Source organism: Actinoplanes sp. NPDC020271, from assembly GCF_044388125.1.
Taxonomy (GTDB): Bacteria; Actinomycetota; Actinomycetes; order Mycobacteriales; family Micromonosporaceae; genus Actinoplanes.
Genome location: NZ_JBIRWQ010000002.1, coordinates 470,435 through 486,650 on the forward strand (window position 1 = coordinate 470,435; position 16,216 = coordinate 486,650).

At 70.7% G+C, this 16,216-nt stretch carries 18 protein-coding genes; 11 read left to right on the forward strand and 7 right to left on the reverse strand.

The window, feature by feature from the left end; genetic code table 11:
* Positions 1 to 7 precede the first annotated feature (7 nt).
* Positions 8 to 1,057 (forward strand): ROK family protein, encoded by a 1,050-nt coding sequence (locus ACH442_RS05855; protein WP_396336774.1) that lies wholly within the window; start codon positions 8 to 10, stop codon positions 1,055 to 1,057.
* Positions 1,058 to 1,445: 388 nt separating this feature from the next.
* Here the strand turns inward: ACH442_RS05855 and ACH442_RS05860 are convergent, their stop codons facing one another.
* Positions 1,446 to 2,384, reverse strand: a complete 939-nt coding sequence (locus ACH442_RS05860) for an exopolyphosphatase (protein ID WP_396336775.1) — start codon at positions 2,382 to 2,384, stop codon at positions 1,446 to 1,448.
* Between the two features lie 184 nt (positions 2,385 to 2,568).
* Between ACH442_RS05860 and zwf the strand changes: the two genes are divergently transcribed.
* Positions 2,569 to 4,059 (forward strand): glucose-6-phosphate dehydrogenase, encoded by a 1,491-nt coding sequence (zwf, locus tag ACH442_RS05865; RefSeq protein WP_396336776.1) that lies wholly within the window; start codon positions 2,569 to 2,571, stop codon positions 4,057 to 4,059.
* Positions 4,060 to 4,134: 75 nt separating this feature from the next.
* Entirely contained in the window at positions 4,135 to 4,470 is a 336-nt protein-coding gene (locus ACH442_RS05870) for an STAS domain-containing protein (RefSeq protein ID WP_396336777.1), read from the forward strand.
* A 411-nt stretch (positions 4,471 to 4,881) separates the two neighbouring features.
* Here ACH442_RS05870 and ACH442_RS05875 read toward each other — a convergent pair whose 3' ends face one another.
* Positions 4,882 to 5,730, reverse strand: coding sequence for a DUF1775 domain-containing protein (locus tag ACH442_RS05875; RefSeq protein WP_396336778.1), 849 nt, complete (start codon positions 5,728 to 5,730; stop codon positions 4,882 to 4,884).
* Positions 5,731 to 5,849: 119 nt separating this feature from the next.
* Here ACH442_RS05875 and ACH442_RS05880 point away from each other — a divergent pair, with 119 nt between their 5' ends.
* From ACH442_RS05880 to ACH442_RS05890, 3 genes are all read left to right on the forward strand, one after another.
* Positions 5,850 to 6,059, forward strand: a complete 210-nt coding sequence (locus ACH442_RS05880; RefSeq protein ID WP_396336779.1) for an RNA-binding S4 domain-containing protein — start codon at positions 5,850 to 5,852, stop codon at positions 6,057 to 6,059.
* A 117-nt stretch (positions 6,060 to 6,176) separates the two neighbouring features.
* A complete protein-coding gene (locus ACH442_RS05885) occupies positions 6,177 to 7,049 on the forward strand; it encodes a hypothetical protein (RefSeq protein ID WP_396336780.1) in 873 nt (290 codons plus the stop codon).
* A gap of 92 nt (positions 7,050 to 7,141) precedes the next feature.
* Positions 7,142 to 7,801, forward strand: coding sequence for a hypothetical protein (locus ACH442_RS05890; RefSeq protein WP_396336782.1), 660 nt, complete (start codon positions 7,142 to 7,144; stop codon positions 7,799 to 7,801).
* On the opposite strand, the gene ACH442_RS05895 is transcribed toward ACH442_RS05890, so the two are convergent.
* Positions 7,795 to 8,163, reverse strand: a complete 369-nt coding sequence (locus tag ACH442_RS05895) for an FKBP-type peptidyl-prolyl cis-trans isomerase (RefSeq protein ID WP_396336783.1) — start codon at positions 8,161 to 8,163, stop codon at positions 7,795 to 7,797. The genes ACH442_RS05890 and ACH442_RS05895 overlap by 7 nt on opposite strands.
* Positions 8,164 to 8,379: 216 nt before the next feature.
* Between ACH442_RS05895 and ACH442_RS05900 the strand changes: the two genes are divergently transcribed.
* From ACH442_RS05900 to ACH442_RS05920, 5 genes are all read left to right on the forward strand, one after another.
* Positions 8,380 to 9,273 carry a lytic polysaccharide monooxygenase gene (locus ACH442_RS05900; RefSeq protein WP_396336784.1) on the forward strand — a complete coding sequence of 298 codons (894 nt, stop codon included), beginning with the start codon at positions 8,380 to 8,382 and terminating at the stop codon, positions 9,271 to 9,273.
* A gap of 140 nt (positions 9,274 to 9,413) precedes the next feature.
* Positions 9,414 to 9,689, forward strand: coding sequence for a hypothetical protein (locus ACH442_RS05905; RefSeq protein ID WP_396336786.1), 276 nt, complete (start codon positions 9,414 to 9,416; stop codon positions 9,687 to 9,689).
* A gap of 19 nt (positions 9,690 to 9,708) precedes the next feature.
* Positions 9,709 to 11,103, forward strand: coding sequence for a DUF4331 domain-containing protein (locus ACH442_RS05910; RefSeq protein ID WP_396336787.1), 1,395 nt, complete (start codon positions 9,709 to 9,711; stop codon positions 11,101 to 11,103).
* A gap of 68 nt (positions 11,104 to 11,171) precedes the next feature.
* The gene (locus ACH442_RS05915; protein ID WP_396336788.1) at positions 11,172 to 11,477 is read left to right on the forward strand and encodes a phospholipase; all 306 of its coding nucleotides are present in this window, start codon (positions 11,172 to 11,174) and stop codon (positions 11,475 to 11,477) included.
* A 9-nt stretch (positions 11,478 to 11,486) separates the two neighbouring features.
* Complete coding sequence (locus ACH442_RS05920; RefSeq protein ID WP_396336789.1) at positions 11,487 to 12,476, forward strand: AraC family transcriptional regulator; 990 nt, start codon at positions 11,487 to 11,489, stop codon at positions 12,474 to 12,476.
* Here the strand turns inward: ACH442_RS05920 and ACH442_RS05925 are convergent.
* Genes ACH442_RS05925 through ACH442_RS05940 form a run of 4 tightly spaced genes read right to left on the reverse strand, consistent with a single transcriptional unit; the run spans position 12,422 to position 16,188 of the window.
* Entirely contained in the window at positions 12,422 to 12,850 is a 429-nt protein-coding gene (locus ACH442_RS05925) for a hypothetical protein (RefSeq protein ID WP_396336790.1), read from the reverse strand. The genes ACH442_RS05920 and ACH442_RS05925 overlap by 55 nt on opposite strands.
* A 33-nt stretch (positions 12,851 to 12,883) precedes the next feature.
* Complete coding sequence (locus ACH442_RS05930) at positions 12,884 to 13,570, reverse strand: NUDIX hydrolase (protein WP_396336791.1); 687 nt, start codon at positions 13,568 to 13,570, stop codon at positions 12,884 to 12,886.
* Positions 13,571 to 13,585: 15 nt separating this feature from the next.
* Complete coding sequence (locus ACH442_RS05935; RefSeq protein WP_396336792.1) at positions 13,586 to 14,470, reverse strand: hypothetical protein; 885 nt, start codon at positions 14,468 to 14,470, stop codon at positions 13,586 to 13,588.
* Entirely contained in the window at positions 14,467 to 16,188 is a 1,722-nt protein-coding gene (locus ACH442_RS05940; RefSeq protein ID WP_396336793.1) for a hypothetical protein, read from the reverse strand. The genes ACH442_RS05935 and ACH442_RS05940 overlap by 4 nt, the downstream gene beginning before the upstream one ends.
* Positions 16,189 to 16,216: the final 28 nt, after the last annotated feature.

Here is a 16,216-nt window from a genome sequence, read left to right on the forward strand (position 1 = left end):
TCGGATCGTGGATCAGGCTGAAGCGGTACGTACCCCGTCGTCCTGGGTCGTCGTCGGTCTCGACAACGGTGGGACCTGCAACAACGCGACCGTTCTGGACGCGACCGGTCAGTTCCTGGTGAACAACCTGGTGGAGAACCCGTCCCGCGTCCTCGACGGGCCCGAGTCGGCCGTCGAGTCGCTCGCCGAGGCGTTCACCGGCATCCTCGACCTGACCAGCACCCCGCTCTCCCTGGTCCGCGCGGTCGGCCTGGACACTCCCGGCCCGGCCAGCGCCAACGGCGTGATCTCGTCCAAGGGCGCGACCAACTTCAACCAGGTCTCCTGGCACGGCTTCGACATCCGCGGCGCGCTCGAGGCCCGGCTCGGGCTGCCGGTGATCTACAACAACGACGCGAACGCGGCCGCGCTCTACGCCCACCACCGGCACTTCGGGGCCGCCGCGCTGGAGACGTCCTCGGTCGCGGCGATCGTCGGCACCGGCCTCGGCGGCGGCGTCGTCGAGAACGGGCGGGTCGTCAAGGGCGCCGCCGGGATGGCGGGCGAGCTCGGGCACGTGCAGATCCCGCTGCACGGCGTCCTCGAGGACGATCAGCCGGTGCCGGCCTGCAACTGCGGCTTCGCCGGGGACGTGGAGGCGATCGCGTCACTGACCGGGATCAAGAACAACCTGCTGCCGTACTGGTTGAAGCGATTCCCGGATCACCCGCTCGCTGCCTTCCCCGTCGAAAAAGCGGCAAAGATGCTTCGGGGGTACGGGGAGAAGGAGGACCCGCTCGCGATGGCGGTCTTCGGCCAGCAGGCGAGGGCGATCGGCAAGCTGTTCACGATCGCGGCCAACTTCACCGACCCGGCGGCGTACTTCCTCGGCGGCGGAGTCGTGGAGGCGGCGCCGCACTTCCGGCAGTGGTTCCTCAACACGGTCCGTGAGCACACGCAGTTGCGGGACGAGCAGGCCAAGGCGGCGTCGTTCGCGCTGGTCGCCGATCTGGACATGGCCGGCGCCCGTGGCGCCGCCGTCGCCGCCCTCGACGCCGTCTCCACCGCCACCCGCTGACCCCGTCCGCGCCGCGGCGCAGCGGCGCGGCTCGCGGTCCCGGCCGGTTCCCGGCGTGCGTGGTTCGGGTCTGATCACCACGGTGAGAACCAGCCGGGGGCGGCAGCGTGTGGCCGGCTCGGGTTGACGCGGAGCCGGCGGAGGTTCACCGGCGGGCGTTCCTGCGCACGGTCGGGCCCCGGCCACCCGCGCTGCGCGGGGCCGGGCCGTTCGGGGGCGGGACCCGTGAGCGGGTCTTCTGCTCTGACCGGGACCGCCCACGGAGGTCGCCCCGGAGGGGTTCGCGTTCGGGGCCGGCCACGGCCCTGCGAGGCCCGGAGGGGTCCCCGCGGGAGCGGCGGAGGGCGACCACGGCGGACGCAGGACCTGAAGATCTTGATCGTGATCGTCAGACGGGAACCACGCGCTCGGTGCGCAGGGCGTCGATGATCTCGCGTTCGACGCGGTCGGACTCGTCGTGCGGGACCTGGCAGGTGCCGGCGGCGATGTGGCCCCCGCCGCCGTAGCGGAGCATGACCTCGCCGATGTCGACCGGCGACGAGCGGTCGAGGATCGACTTGCCGCAGGCGAAGACGGTGTTGAGCTTCTGGCGGCCCCAGATGATGTGGACCGAGACGCGGGCCTCGGGGAAGAGGGCGTAGACCATGAAGCGGTTGCCCGCCTCGATCGTCTCCTCGTCGCGCAGGTCGACGACGATGACGTCGCCGTCGAGGTGGCTGACGCGGTGGAGTTGCTCGACGAAACGGGCCGAGCACTCGTGGAAGAGGGTGGCGCGTTCGGCGACGTCGGGCAGGGCGAGGATCTCGTGGACGTCCTGGTGTTCGATGCAGGCGTCGATGAGCTGCATCATCAGCTGGTAGTTGGAGATCCGGAAGTTGCGGAAGCGACCGAGCCCGGTGCGGCTGTCCATCAGGAAGTTGAGCAGCGTCCAGCCGGTCGGGCTGAGGATGTCGGTCAGTGAGTAGTCGGCCGAGTCGGCCTGGTCGACGGCGATCATCAGGTCGTCGGAGACCTTCGGGAAGCGTTCCTTGCCGCCGAAGTGGTCGTAGATCACCCGCGCGGCCGACGGCGCGTCGGCGTCGATGACGTGGTTGCTGCGGTCGCCCTCGTCGCGCAGCGTCTCCGAGTGGTGGTGGTCGTAGACCTGGTACGCCCGGGCGTCGTAGGGCAGGTTCGTGAGGATGTCCCGGTCGGTGATGTCGACGACGCCGTCCTGCACGTCCTTGGGGTGCACGAACATGATGTCGTCGATCATGTCGAGGTGCCGCAGCAGCACGGCGCAGACCAGGCCGTCGAAGTCACTGCGGGTCACGAGCCGGTACTTCACGGGGTCCCCCTCGGTTGCCAGACCTTTGCGCCCATTTTGCCACTTTTATCGGTTAGGTCTTTGTCGCATTCAGAGAAGCGGTCGCATTGTGCTCGGCGGCACACGTCATGGTGAACCATCAAGGGGGGCCGCTGCGTAAGGTTCAAACGGACGGTAACAACGCGGTCGGAGGACACGGACAAAGATGGACCAACCTCAGCTCATCCAGGAGCGCAGCGCGCCGCCGGCCACTCTGGTGATCTTCGGCGCCTCTGGTGACCTCACCCGTCGCAAGCTGCTGCCGGCGGTCGACAGCCTTGCCCGGCACAACCGGCTGCCCGACCAGTTCGCGCTGGTCGGCGTGGCGCGGACACCGATGTCCGACGAGCAGTTCGCGGAAAGCGCCCTCGGCGGCCGCAGCCTGAGCGAGAAGCGACAGCTCGCCGGCGGCATCCGCTACGTGTCGGGCGGGTACGACGACCCCGACACCTACAAGCGTCTGGCCGAGACGCTCGACGAGCTCGACGCGCAGCGGGGCACGTCCGGCAACCGGTTGTTCTACCTGTCGACCCCGGCCAACGCGTTCGAGCCGGTGATCTGCGGGCTCGACGGGGCCGGGCTCAACCAGGCCCGGGAGGGCTCGTTCGCCCGCCTGGTGATCGAGAAGCCGTACGGGCGGGATCTCGCCACGGCCCGCGAGCTGGACGGCGTCGTGCACGCCGCGTTCGACGAGGCGAACGTCTTCCGGATCGACCACTACCTGGGCAAGGACACGGTTCAGAACGTTCTGGCCCTGCGCTTCGCCAACTCGATCTTCCAGCCGATCTGGGACCGTTCCTGGGTCGACCACGTGCAGATCACGGTGGCCGAGACGCTCGGCGTCGGCACCCGCGGCGGCTTCTACGAGTCGGCCGGCGCGATGCGTGACATCGTGCAGAACCACGTGCTCCAGGTTCTCGCGCTCGCGCTGATGGAGCCCCCGGCGTCGTTCGGCGGCGAGGGCCTGCGCAGCGAGAAGGTGAAGCTGCTCCAGGCGATCCGGCTCCCCACCGACCGCGACATCGCCGACGCCGCGGTGCGCGGGCAGTACACGCGGGGCGGCACCCGTGAGGAGCTGATGGCCGGCTACCGCGAGGAGGTCGGCGTCGACCCGCTGTCGCGCACGGAGACGTATGCGGCGCTGCGCCTCAACGTCGACAACTGGCGCTGGGCGGGCGTGCCGTTCTACGTGCGCACCGGCAAGCGGCTCCCGGCCCGGGTCACCGAGGTCGCGCTGCAGTTCCAGCGTCCGCCGCACCTGCCGATCCCGACCAGCCAGCTCACCGAGCTGGACGCGGACGCCCTGGTGCTGCGCATCCAGCCCAACGAGGGCATCTCGCTGCGGTTCGGGGCGAAGGTGCCGGGCCACTCGTTCCGGGTGCGGACGGCCAGCATGGACTTCTCCTACGACCAGACGTTCGTCGAGGAGTCGCCCGAGGCCTACGAGCGGCTGCTTCTCGACGCCCTGGTCGGCGACGCGTCGCTCTTCATCCGCAGCGACGAGGTGGAGCAGTCGTGGCGGGTCGTCGACCCGATCATCGAGCACTGGGCGAAGGACCGGTCGCCGATCCCGACGTACGAGGCCGCCTCGTGGGGCCCGGCCGACGCGGACCGGCTGATCGGGCGCAACGGCCGTAAATGGCGCAACTCGATCTGAGAACTGCGGGTGTTGGCGGGCTCGCATAGGGTTGCCTGTACGAGTCCGCCCCCCGACCCGAAGGTTCACAGCACAATGCAGGTATCGGTCGCGCACCACCCACCGAACACGGCCGTCCTCGTCCTGCGCGGTTCCCTCGACATCGACACCGCGCCCGCGCTCAAGGCCAACCTCGGCCGCCTCGTCGAACGACCCTCGCCGCGCGTCGTCGTCGACGTCGCCGGCCTTGACTTCTGCGACTCCATGGGCGTCGGGGTGCTGGTCACGGCGCACGGCCGGGCCATGGAGCGAGGTGGCTGGGTCCGCCTGGCCGCGCCGTCCGGTTTCCTCCGGCGCCTCTTCGACACGCTGGGTCTCAGCGACTACCTGCCGATGTTCGCCGACGTCGCGACGGCCTTGAAAGACGATTGAGACCCCGATGTCGTACGACGGGCCGACAGCCCCCGCGGGTCGGTCCGCGACGCCCGGCCCGCACCGGGCCGCTCCGGCGCCGCCGCCGGCCCGGTCACCCCTGAGTTCCCGGAGAGCGCCCGGCCCGGCACCGCCGTGGCCGGCCCCGATCCCGGTGAGAGCGCCCGTCCCGGCGTCGCCGTGCGTCGGCCCGGCCGGAGCCGTCGGCGAGCTCGCGGACCGTCCGGGGGCGGAACGCATGCAAGCGGGTGGGGAGTCGCCTCCCCACCCGCCTGTCGTGCGGATCACGGGCCTTGCCCGGGGCCCCACCCGCCTGTCGTGATCGGCGCCCCACGCGCCTCACCCGACTGCCTCACGCCCACCCGCGTGAGGTTTCCCGCTGCAAGGACCCTGCCCTGCGGGGAGTCTTGGTCAGCCCTTGAGGCTCCAGCGTCCGGCGGCCACGGGCTCCTTGCCGGTATCGGTCTCCGCGGTCGCCCGCACCGAGGCGTCGGCGTCGTCGGAGGCGATGGACTCGTCGTCCGGGGCCGGGGACTCGTCGGGTTCCTCGCCGGCGCGGTGCCGGTTGCGCAGCACCGTCACGCCGGCGCCGGCCAGGGCCAGGAACGCGACCACCCAGCCGAGCACGGCGAGGGCCGACCCGCCCCGGGAGTCGTTCTGGGCTTCGGCGACCGCCTGCTGGAACAGGGCGTCCTCGCCGGTGCCGGTGTCGGTCCCGGTGGCGCCGTGCGCGGCGTGGCCGGCCGCGGCGACGGAACCGTCCGGGTCCGGGGTGAGCGCCAGGCTCGTGGTCATCGCGGGCGCGTCCTTGCCGTCGGCGTACTTGCCGGTCAGCGAGAACGTGATCGAGCTGAGCGTGGGCAGCGGACCCAGCGCGACGCTGAGGTCGGCCGCGCCGCCCGGCTTGATCTCCTTGCCGGTCATCGCGATCCACGTGATCGACTTGGGCGCCTCGGTGACCGGGGTGCCGCCGTGGATCGTCTTGAGCGGCTCGGTGAGCTGCTGATAGTCGATCTTCGGGGCCCAGTCGTCGACCGAGAGCGGATAGACCTCGGCGATCGGGCTGTCCGCCGGGATCAGCAACGTCACCTGCGACACCGGCTGGGTGCCCTCGTTGACGTAGTGGTAGGTCAGGTTCTGCCCACTGCCCTGCGGCACGCTGGCCGGGCTGACGGTGACGTCGGCGTACGCCGGGCCGGCCGTCACGCCGAGCACCCCGGCTGCCGTCACGAGAGTGAGCGCGGTTACCGAATACCTCACGGAAGTTAGTTCGGATCACGGGCCCCGATGGTTCAACCGCGGTCAGAAAGTTTTCGAGTTCTTTTCGACGGTGCCGCCCTGCCGTCGGCGGCCGCCCGGCGGTGCCGGATGATGTGCGGATGCGCGACGTGCCGATCGACGGTGACATGATCCGGCTGGGCCAGTTCCTCAAGCTGGCCGACCTCATCGACACCGGGGGCGAGGGCAAGATCCTCATCGCGTCCGGTGACGTCACCGTGAACGGCGAGGTGGACACGCGGCGGGGCCGCCAGCTGCACCCCGGGGATGTGGTGTCGGTGCTCGGCAACAGTGCCCGGGTCGTACCTTGATCGGCTTTTGATGGGGAAAATCGGGCGGGAGGCGCGGCCGGGCCGCAAGATCCATCCTTTCGGCGGGTTTGTGCCGCCGATGCGGAACCGCCGGGCCGGGCGTCTCGTCGAACCGGTATGACCCGAACCCGCGGCCTGCTGACCGCCGCCGCCGTCCCCCTGATCATGATGGCCGGGTGTGCCCGGTCCGGCGAGGCCGGTTCCGCGCCCGCGGCCGAGCCGATCGCCGAGAGCGCCCCCGCGAACCCGGTCGTGCTGGTGCGGATCGCACAGCAGGGCGGGTTCGTCCCCGCGAACTTCGCCTACGGCCGGTTGCCGGAGATCACCGTCTACTCCGACGGCCGGGTGATCAGTAACGGTCCGGTGCCGCTGAGCTATCCCGGCCCGGCACTGCCCAACCTGCTGGTCTCCCGGATCACGCCGGCGCGCGCCCAGCAGTGGGCCGACGACGCCGTCAAGGCCGGCGTGAAGTCCGGTGCCGACCTCGGGACGCCCGGCGTCACCGACATCCCGGACACGGTGCTCACCGCCACGTCGCAGGGGAAGACCGAGACGGTACGGGTGAACGCGCTGCGCCAGGCCCGGCCGGACGACCCCTACCTGACCGCGGAGCAGCGGGCCGCCCGGAAGAAGCTCGCCGCCTACGCCGACGAGCTGACCGGGTTCGCCGACTCGGTGAGCTCGCCGGCGCCGGACGTCTACCGGCCGCTCGGTGTGGTGGCGCTGGTCGAGGCGTACGTGGCCGGTGACGTCGAACAGCCGGAGAAGGCCTGGCCCGGCCCGGCGCTGCCGGGCGAGGAGTTGAACGCGGGTACCGGGCTGCACTGCGTCGCGGTCACCGGCGCCGAGAAGGACACGATCCTGGCCGCGGCCGGGGCGGCGAACCAGCTCACCCCGTGGACCTCGGGCGGCAAGCAGTGGAAGGTGACGTTCCGTCCGCTGCTCCCGGACGAGACCGGTGGCTGCGCCGCGCTGAAGGGTGCCCGGTGATCCCCATCGACGAGCCCTGGCCGCCGCTACCCGAGCCCGGCGACGACTCTCCGATGTGCGGTTGATTCGCGTTTCTACTAGCGTCGAGGGGCGTGAGTGGAACGGGGATGGAAGCCGCCCAGATCTCGCTCGCGCTGCTGCTCTTCGCCGTGCTGGCGCTGGCTGGGATGGCGATCGTCGCCGGTCGCCGCTCGCCCGGCCCGCCGGCCCCCGAGCCGGCTCCGGAGGTCGTGGAGCTGGAGAGCGGCGCCGGTGAGGTGTGGGCTGCGGCACAGCGGGCGGTGCGGGCGGCGGACGAGGCGCGGGAACGGGCGACCGAGGCGAACGGGGTGCGCGACGAGGCCGAGGAGCACTACCAGCAGGCCCGGTGGGACGCGTGGACCGGCCCGAAGGACGAGACCCGCACGCTGGTCGAACGGGCGGCGCTCGAGGCGTACCGCCGGGGGGATCTCTCGGTCGATCAACTGAACCGGATCTGGCGGCAGACGCGGCCGGACGAGTCCGAGGTCGAGCGGATGGACCAGGACATCGCCGAGGCCAAGCGGCGCTACGAGGAGTCGCTGCTCGGGGCGGTCGCGGAGCGCAAGAACGCGCACGTGGCCGAGGTGGCCGCGGAGGTGCTGGCCGAGGAGGCCCGGATCGCCGAGGAGGAGGCGGCCGCCGCGCGCCTCGAGGCCGAGGCCGCCGAGGGGCTGTCTGGGCTGCTGCAAGGGCCCGGGGAGACCCCCGGGCCCGCACAACAACGTCAGTGAACCTCGACCAGGTCCACCACGAAGATCAGGGTTTCGTGCGGCTTGATGACGCCGCCCGCGCCGGACGCGCCGTAACCCAGGTGCGGCGGGATGGTGAGCTTGCGGCGGCCGCCGACCTTCATCCCGGCGACACCCTGGTCCCAGCCGGCGATGACCTGCTGGCCACCGACGCGGAAACCGAGGGCCTCGCCGCGGTTGTAGGAGGCGTCGAACTCCTTGCCCGTGGACTGGGCCACGCCCACGTAGTGGACGCTCACGTACTCGCCGGGCTTGGCCTCCGGGCCGGTGCCCTCGACGATGTCCTCGATCACGAGATCGGCGGGCGCTTCGTCGGGGATGTGACCGACGTCGGGCTTGTTCATGGATCCTCCAGGATGGGCTTACCTGACTGGGCCGCGTCTCGGGACTCGACCGGGGCTGCGGCGTGGTCAGGAGCGCGCCTGGCACTCGGCCGAGTCCCGAGACGCGGCCTAGCCATGCAATCACAGCCGGGCGGCGGCTGAACGAGCGGTGCCGGATCTCCGTATCCCCGGGTGACCGGGAACGTCCCGGTCGTGTGACATGCCTGGGAGTGTCCCGTGTCCGTCCGCCGCCTCTGTGCCGCCGCTCTGCTCACCGCGGCGGCCACGGTCGTCCTGCCGTCCGCGCCCGCCTCCGCCCACGGCGCCCCGATCACCCCGATCAGCCGGTCCGCGGCGTGCGCGGGCAACGGGGTGAAGACGTCGGCGGCGGCGTGCAAGGCGGCGAAAGTGGCCACGAACGGGTTCATCGGGGCGTTCGACAACCTGCGGATCGCGAACGTGAACGGCAACGACCGGAAGGCCGTGCCGGACGGGAAGCTGTGCAGCGGAGGGCTCGACAACTACAAGGGACTCGACCTGCCCCGCGACGACTTCCCCTCGACCACGGTGACGTCAGGTCAGAAGCTTCCGATCGCGTACGAGGGAACGATCCCGCACCAGGGACAGTTCCGGATCTACCTGACCCGGCCCGGTTACGACTCGTCGCGGCGGCTCACCTGGGACGACCTCGGGAGCAAGCCGATCGGGACGTTCACCGACCCGCCGCTGACCGGAGGGTCGTACCGGATGTCGGTGACGCTGCCGCAGCGGACCGGGCGGCAGATGCTCTACGTGGTGTGGGAGACGTCCAGCACGCCGGACACGTACTACTCCTGTTCCGATCTGGTCTTCCCGGCCGCGCCCGTGGTGAAGAAGACGACGACGGCGCCGGCCGCGCCGGAGAAGTCGAGCGTCCCGGTCGCCACGAAGAGCGCCGCCGCGCCGGTCGCCGAGGCCACCACCGTGACGCCGGAGGAGACGACCGCCGACCCGGTTCTCGCGGCGGCGACCTCGCCGGAGGAGAAGTCCTCGGTCACGATCGGTCACTGGTTGATCGGCGGAGCGTTGGGCGCCGGAATGGTCGCGCTTCTGGTCGCTCTCGTGACCCGCCGGCGCCGATCCAGCCTTTGAGCAGCGGATAACGCGCCTATTGCGAGGTCCTGAGAGGTGCCTGGAAAAAATGTTTGAACTCCTGGATCTCCAGTCCCGTAATCACCGGCGTCGACAACAATGCAACGCCCGTCCGGCCCCCAACAGACGAAAGGCCCAGCATGAGTCGTAGTCGCTACCGTGCCCAGGCGTTCCCGCGGTTCAACCGCCGCCGGATGCTCGCGCTGACCGCCGCAGGTGTCGGCGTGTCAGCAGCCTCGGTCGCCGGGCTCAGCCTCGCCTCGGAGAACGAGACCACGTCGTCCTCGGACGGATCCGCCCTGGTCATCTCCGTTCGTGACGCCAAGAAGGGCGAGATCGACATCTTCTCCGGTGAGAAGAAGAAGACCGTGACCGACAAGAAACTCGTTGCCCAGCTGCTCAAGGCCGCTCGCTGACCCGGAGGAACACCTAACAATGTCTTCTCACCGCGAAGCGCCGGAAATCAGCAAGGACCCGGTCGCCGACAGTTCTGACCTGTACGCGTTCGTCAGCCCTGACGCCCCGGACACGGTCACCATCATCGCGAACTACGTCCCGCTGCAGATTCCGGCGAGTGGCCCGAACTTCTTCGAGTTCGGTGACGACGTGCTGTACGAGATCCACATCGACGCGAACGGCGACGCCCGCCCGGACATCACGTACCAGTTCCGGTTCACGACCGAGCTGCGCAACGACAAGACGTTCCTGTACAACACCGGCCCGATCGAGTCGCTGGACAGTGAGAACTGGAACCGGCGGCAGTTCTACTCGGTGACCAAGGTCGACAGCCACGGCAAGCAGACGGTGCTGGCCAAGAAGCTGCCCTGCCCGCCCTGCAACGTCGGCAAGATCTCCATCGCCGACTACGAGGGGCTCGCCGCCGACGCCGTGCACAAGCTGAAGAGCCGCGAGACGGTCTTCGCCGGCCAGCGCGCCGACGCGTTCTTCGTCGACCTGGGCGCGATCTTCGACCTGGGCACGCTGCGCCCGTTCCAGGACAAGCACCTGGTCGGCCAGAAGCTGTTCAACTACGCCGGCAAGGCGGTCAACGCGACCGACCAGACCAACGTGCACAGCATCGCGATCCAGGTCCCGCTGGACATGGTCCGCCGCGACGGCAAGAAGCGCGTGAAGGCGTCCGACGCCGGCGCGGTGATCGGCATCTGGACGTCGGCGAGCCGCCGCCAGGTGCAGGTCCGCAACGGCGACGGCAAGGCCGACGACGTCTACGTGGGCCCGCAGGTCCAGGTCTCCCGGCTCGGCAACCCGCTGTTCAACGAGGTCATCGTCCCGATGGCGCAGAAGGACAAGTGGAACAGCCTGCCCCCGAGCGAGGACAAGCGGTTCGCCGAGTTCGTCGCGACCCCGGAACTCGGCGGGCTGCTGCCGGTGCTCTACCCGGGCCTGTTCGACAACCTGGCCGCGCGGAACAAGCTCAAGAAGGACCGGGCCGACCTGCTGGCGATCCTGCTCACCGGCATCCCGAGCGGCCTGATCGACGGCTTCCAGAACAACACCGGCAAGGTGCAGGCCGACGTGCTGCGGCTGAACACCGCCATCCCGCCGGCGGCCAAGCCCAACGCGTTCGGCGTGGTCGGCGGTGACATCCAGGGCTTCCCGAACGGGCGCCGGATCGCCGACGACGTGGTCTCCATCTCGCTGCGGGCCATCGCCGGTGTGACCCTGCCGCTGGTCGACAAGGAGTTCAAGCCGGACGCCGCGGCCGCCCTGGTCGAGCAGGGCCTGAGCATCAAGAACGTCAGCTCCGGCCTGCTGAAGAAGTTCCCCTACCTCGGTACGCCCTTCGACGGATTCTCGGTGCCCTCATGAGTCACGGTCATCATCACGGACACACGCATCACCACCACACCCTGGCGCCCTCGGGACAGGGGACCGTGATGCTGAACATCGGTGGGACGATCGGCGCGCTGATCATCGACACCTCGGCCAGGTTCCACGGGCACGAGATCGAGATCAGTCCGGCCGGCGCCCCGGATCAGCGGCAGCACGCCGCGGTGCGGGCCCGGTACGTGCGCGGCGGCGTGACGTACTGCGTGGTCATCGACAACCTCCCCGAGGGCCGGTACGCGATCTGGGCCGACGGCGAGGAACCGCTGACCGAGGTGGACGTGCGGGGTGGCGCGGTCGCCCAGTTCGCCTGGCCGGAGAACGCCGTACCCGGAAGGACGCTCCTCACCGTCTAGGGTGGAGCGATGGGGGGCCTCCCGGTCGACGTTCCGGTCCACGTCGCGCTGCACACCACCGACGTGGAAGAGGCCCGCGCGTTCTGCCGCAAGCTCTACTACGCACCACTGCGGATCGAACCGGTCGGTGACCCCGGCCGGTTCGACTTCAGCGCCGACGTGGTGGAGCTCGGGCCGATCACGGTCGGCGAGGTCGGCTACGGCACCGACATCCGGGTCACCATCGCCGGCCTCGAGACGGCGTACCACGTGCTGGTCCCGCTGACCGGGGTGCTGCGCTCCCGGCATCACGGCACGATGGTGCTCGCCGACCCGACCCGGGCCGCGGTCTTCCGGCCGACCGGGGACATCGAGCTGGAGTGGCCCGGCTCGTGCCGGCTGCTCAGCGTGAAAGTCGAACGCGCCGCCCTCGAACGCGAACTCGACGCCGCTCTCGACCAGCGAATCGTCTCCCCGCTGCTGCTCGGCGCCAGTTTCGACCTGGCCGACGGCCCCGGGCGCACGTGGGTGGCGCTGGTCCGGCTGCTGCTCGCCGAGCTGCGCGGGACGGACGGCCTGGCCAGCCAGCCCCGGATGGCCGCCCGCTGGCGCGACATGGTGGTCAGCGGGCTGGCGTTGACGGTCGAGCATCCGTACGGCGAGGAGCCGGCCGGGCTGCCGGGGCCGTACCGTCCGCGGACCGTGAAACGCGCGCTCGACGCGATGCACGCCGACCCGGCCCGGGCGTACACGTCGAAGGATCTCGCGGCGATCGCCGGTGTCGGGGTGCGGGTCCTGCAGGACGCGTTCCGTCAGCACGTCGGGATGTCGCCGATGACCTACCTGCGCCGCCTGCGGCTGGACGGTGTGCACGCCGAGTTGACCCGCGCCGATCCCGGCACCGCCAGTGTCAGCGAGGTCGCGTACCGCTGGGGGTTCACGCATCTGGGGCGCTTCGCCGGGGCCTACCGGGCGCGGTTCGGCATCTCCCCGTCGGTGACCTTGCGCGACCGTTCCTGATCAGCGAGCGCGGTCAGCACCCGGCCCCGGAACAACTTCCACTGCGCCCTGATCCGGCGCGGCCCGTCCACCGGTGGCGCATGCAGTTCCGCGCCCGTGACGATCTCCTCCGGGCGGAACTGGCCGGCGGTGAGGTCGACCTCCCGGCCGTCGGGCAGCCGGTTCCACCAGTGGTGCCCGACCGTGGCCCCACCGACCAGCACCTCCCCGAGCACCAGGTCGCCGCCCAGCAGTTCCTGCACGACCAGCGCGGTCACGCCGCACTGCCCGCGGGACGGGTTCCGCGGCGTCCAGACGGGCAGGTCGTGGGGGTCGCAGGTGTCGCGGGCCCACGACGTACGCACCATCGGGGTGAGGTCTTCGATCGTCAACATCGGCTCAGCGTGCGGCCTCGACCAGGTCGAGGGTCAAGCCGGACGTTGCAGGGGCGGGTTCAGCGCGGTCGCGGGGCCTCGGCGGTAGACGGCGGCCGGGCGGCCGGTGTGCGGGCTGCGCATCTCGCCGGTCGGCACCACGAAACCGGGCAGACCGGTCACCTTGCGGTGGAAGTTGCGCGGATCCAGCGCGACGCCCCACACCGCCTCGTAGACCGCGCGCAGCTCGGCGATGGTGAACTCGGGCCGGCAGAACTGAGCGGCCAGCGGCGTGTTCTCCAGGCGACGGCGGGCCTGCTCGACCGCGTCGACCAGGATCGTGTCGTGGTCGAAGGCCAGCCCGGGACTCCCCGCGCGGACCGGCTCCCAGCGGGCGCCGGCCGCGTCGGTCCCGGCGGTCGGCGCCGGCAGATCGGGCAGAATGGCCAGGTGCGCGACCGTGGCGATCCGGCCCCGCGGATCCCGGTCCGGCGCGGCGTAGGTGCGCACCTGCTCCAGACAAGGATCGATCCCGCGGATCCCGGTCTCCTCGGCCAGTTCCCGGACGGCGGCGTCGAGCAGATCCTCGCCCTCGCGCAGGAAACCGCCGGGCAGTGCGAGCCGTCCCCGGAACGGCTCGACACCCCGTTCGATGAGCAGCACCTCGAGCCGCGTGTCCCGGACGGTGAGAACCACCAGGTCCACGGCGAGTCCGACGGTGAGATGCGGCCGAGCGATCACTTCGTGGAGATTATTTCATTCGCGTACGAGGTAGGGGGCGAGCGCCAGCATCACCGTCGCGGCGTGCCGGGACGCCAGATCGTGGAACGCGTCGTCCTTCGGCTTGCTGACGTCGGCCAGGTCGGAGATGCCGCGGACGGTGAGCCACCCGTACGGCCCGGGGTCCTGGTGGAACGCGGCCGCGACCCCGGCTGCCTCGGTCTCCACCGCCAGCACCTTGTCGTGGAACGATCGCAGCCAGGTGCGGATCTCCGACCGGGCGTCGGTGACCACCGCGTTGCCGGAGCCGATCGGGCCGACGTGTGTCCGGAAAGGTACACCGTCCGGGCCGGTCAGGTCGGCGCCGGTCGCGGTGCGGAACGTGTTGAGCCGGTGGCCGAGCTGGGCCGCGACCGTCTGGGCCTGACCCCGGCGGCGCACCCCGTCCGGGGTCTCCTTGCGGGCGTCGTACGAGATGATCTCGTCGGAGATGACCACGTCACCGATCCGCAGCTTGTCGGAGATGCCCCCGGCGATGCCGACCAGCAGCACGAAACCGGGGGAGTAGCGCTCGACCAGGGTGCGATGGTCGAGCGCGGCCGTGGTCAGGCCGGGTGCCAGGATCTGCATCGCGGCGATCCGCAGGGGGCGGCCGTGCGGGGTGGTGAGGTGGGCCTCGTAGGCGGTGGCGCCGGAGGGCAGCAGGACGGTGCGGAAGCCGGAGAGGGACTTGAGAGCCTCGACCACGGCCCGGGTCTCCTGCTCCAGGACCGTCAGCACGCCGATGTCGGCCTTCTCGGCGCCGCCGGGCCCGTCGGCGGTCCGGGCCTGGTGCACGGTGATCTGATCGCCGCCGACCGGGTTGTCGTATCGATTGTTCGAGCCGCCGTAGACGCTGCCGCGGACGTTGATGCCGCTCATGACTTGTCCCCACCCGTCTTCGAGTCGCCACCGATCGGGTTGGTGTACTGGTTGTTCTGGCCGCCGTAGACGCTGCCGCCGATGTTCCAGTTGTTGACCCGGTTGCGGTACTCGGTGGTGTCCACGCCCCGGCTCTCCAGGAAGTCGAGGGTGGCGGCCTGCACGCGGCGCTCGATCAGGTTCCGGTACTTGACGATGTCCAGGTACTGCGTGAAATTGCGCGCGCCGTCGAGCCGGGTGCCCAGCTCGCGGACGCTGATGAGCGCGCCGCGGTTCAGGCCCCGCCGCATCGGGTTGCCGCCGCCGGTGAAAGCCGCGGTGGCCAGGGCGCGGGCGACGTTGCGCGGCGCCCGGCCGACCGTGGCCGGGGTGTTCACCACGGCCCATCGCAGGGCCCGCCACCAGGCGACCGGCCCGGTCCCGTCGACCGTGGAGACCTGACGGTAGACGTCGGCGGTCGGCAGCAGCGCGGTGGTGCTCACTTCGAGATAGAGCGAGCGGCCCTGCACGGCGACGTGGACGTGGACCGTGGTGACCAGCTCACCGCCCCAGGACACGACCTGGCAGTCCAGATGGTGCCGGGCCGGCGTGGTCGGGAAACGGATGACCCCGGCGACGGTCTCCGCAGGCAGGAGCGGGTTGAGGTCGGCGACCTCGGTGCCGGCCAGATAGACCCGGTCGGTCACGGTCAGGGTGCCCAGCAGGTCTTCCGGCCCGGGGTATCCGCGGCCGTCGTTCGGGCGATACATGCTCAGGTCGGTCAGGTGCGTGCGGAGGTGGTCGATCAGCTCACCGGCGGCGAACGGGACGACGTCGAACTCCCGCTCGCCCTCGCTCGCAGCGCGGCGGCCGTCGGTGGCGGCGTGGCGGGCGCCGTCACCGACGAGAGCCTCGGCCACGTCATCGGACGGGGGCCGCACCAGACGCTGCGCGAAACCCCACGTGCCGACCAGATCGCCGGCGCCGACGAACGGATCGAAATCGCCGTAGATCGCCGTGTTGCCCTGCTGCTGGGCCACGATCTCCTGCAGCCGTTGGGTGTTCTTGGGTACGGACGGGATCTGCCGGGGGCCCAGGCCGTCCAGTTGGTGCCGGCGCCACAGCGACCAGCCGACCGCGATGCCGAAGAACAGCAGGCCGAGGGCGAACACGGCGGCGAAGTTGGTGATCATGGTTTCCACCGCACGGGTGCTACCGCCGGTGAGCGCCGATCCGGCGAGGTCGGCGAACTGCTGGAACGCGCCGAGGAAGAAGATCAGGCCGGCGGCGGTCCAGGCGATCGTGAGCAGAAGGGTCCGGCCGGCGAGCGCGCCGAGATCGATCGAGGTGCCGGTGCGCATGCCCCGCACCACGTCGCGGGCCAGGCGGGCCGTGGCGACCACCGCATGGAACGCGATGAGCAGGCCGATCAGGGTGATCGTGGGGCCGCTCGCGGCGCACAGCATGATCAGGAGCGTGGCCGTGATGACGCCGTCACGCCAGATGGCGATCGACCGGGCGTGCAGACAGTGGGCCAGGACCGGGATGAGATGGAAGCCGTGTGACGGGGCGACGGCCCGGCGCGGCTGGTGGTAGACCTCCCGGAGGGCGGTCTCGCGGAACTCCTCGTCGAGGTAGGCCGCTGCGCACAGGTGCCGCGTCGCGGTGGTCGGGTCTTCCGGGAAAGGTGGCGCGGCGGCAGGTGCTTGCTCGCCGGTTCGCTGGTACGGCGGTGGCATGCTGATCCTTATCGTCGAGCTGACGATA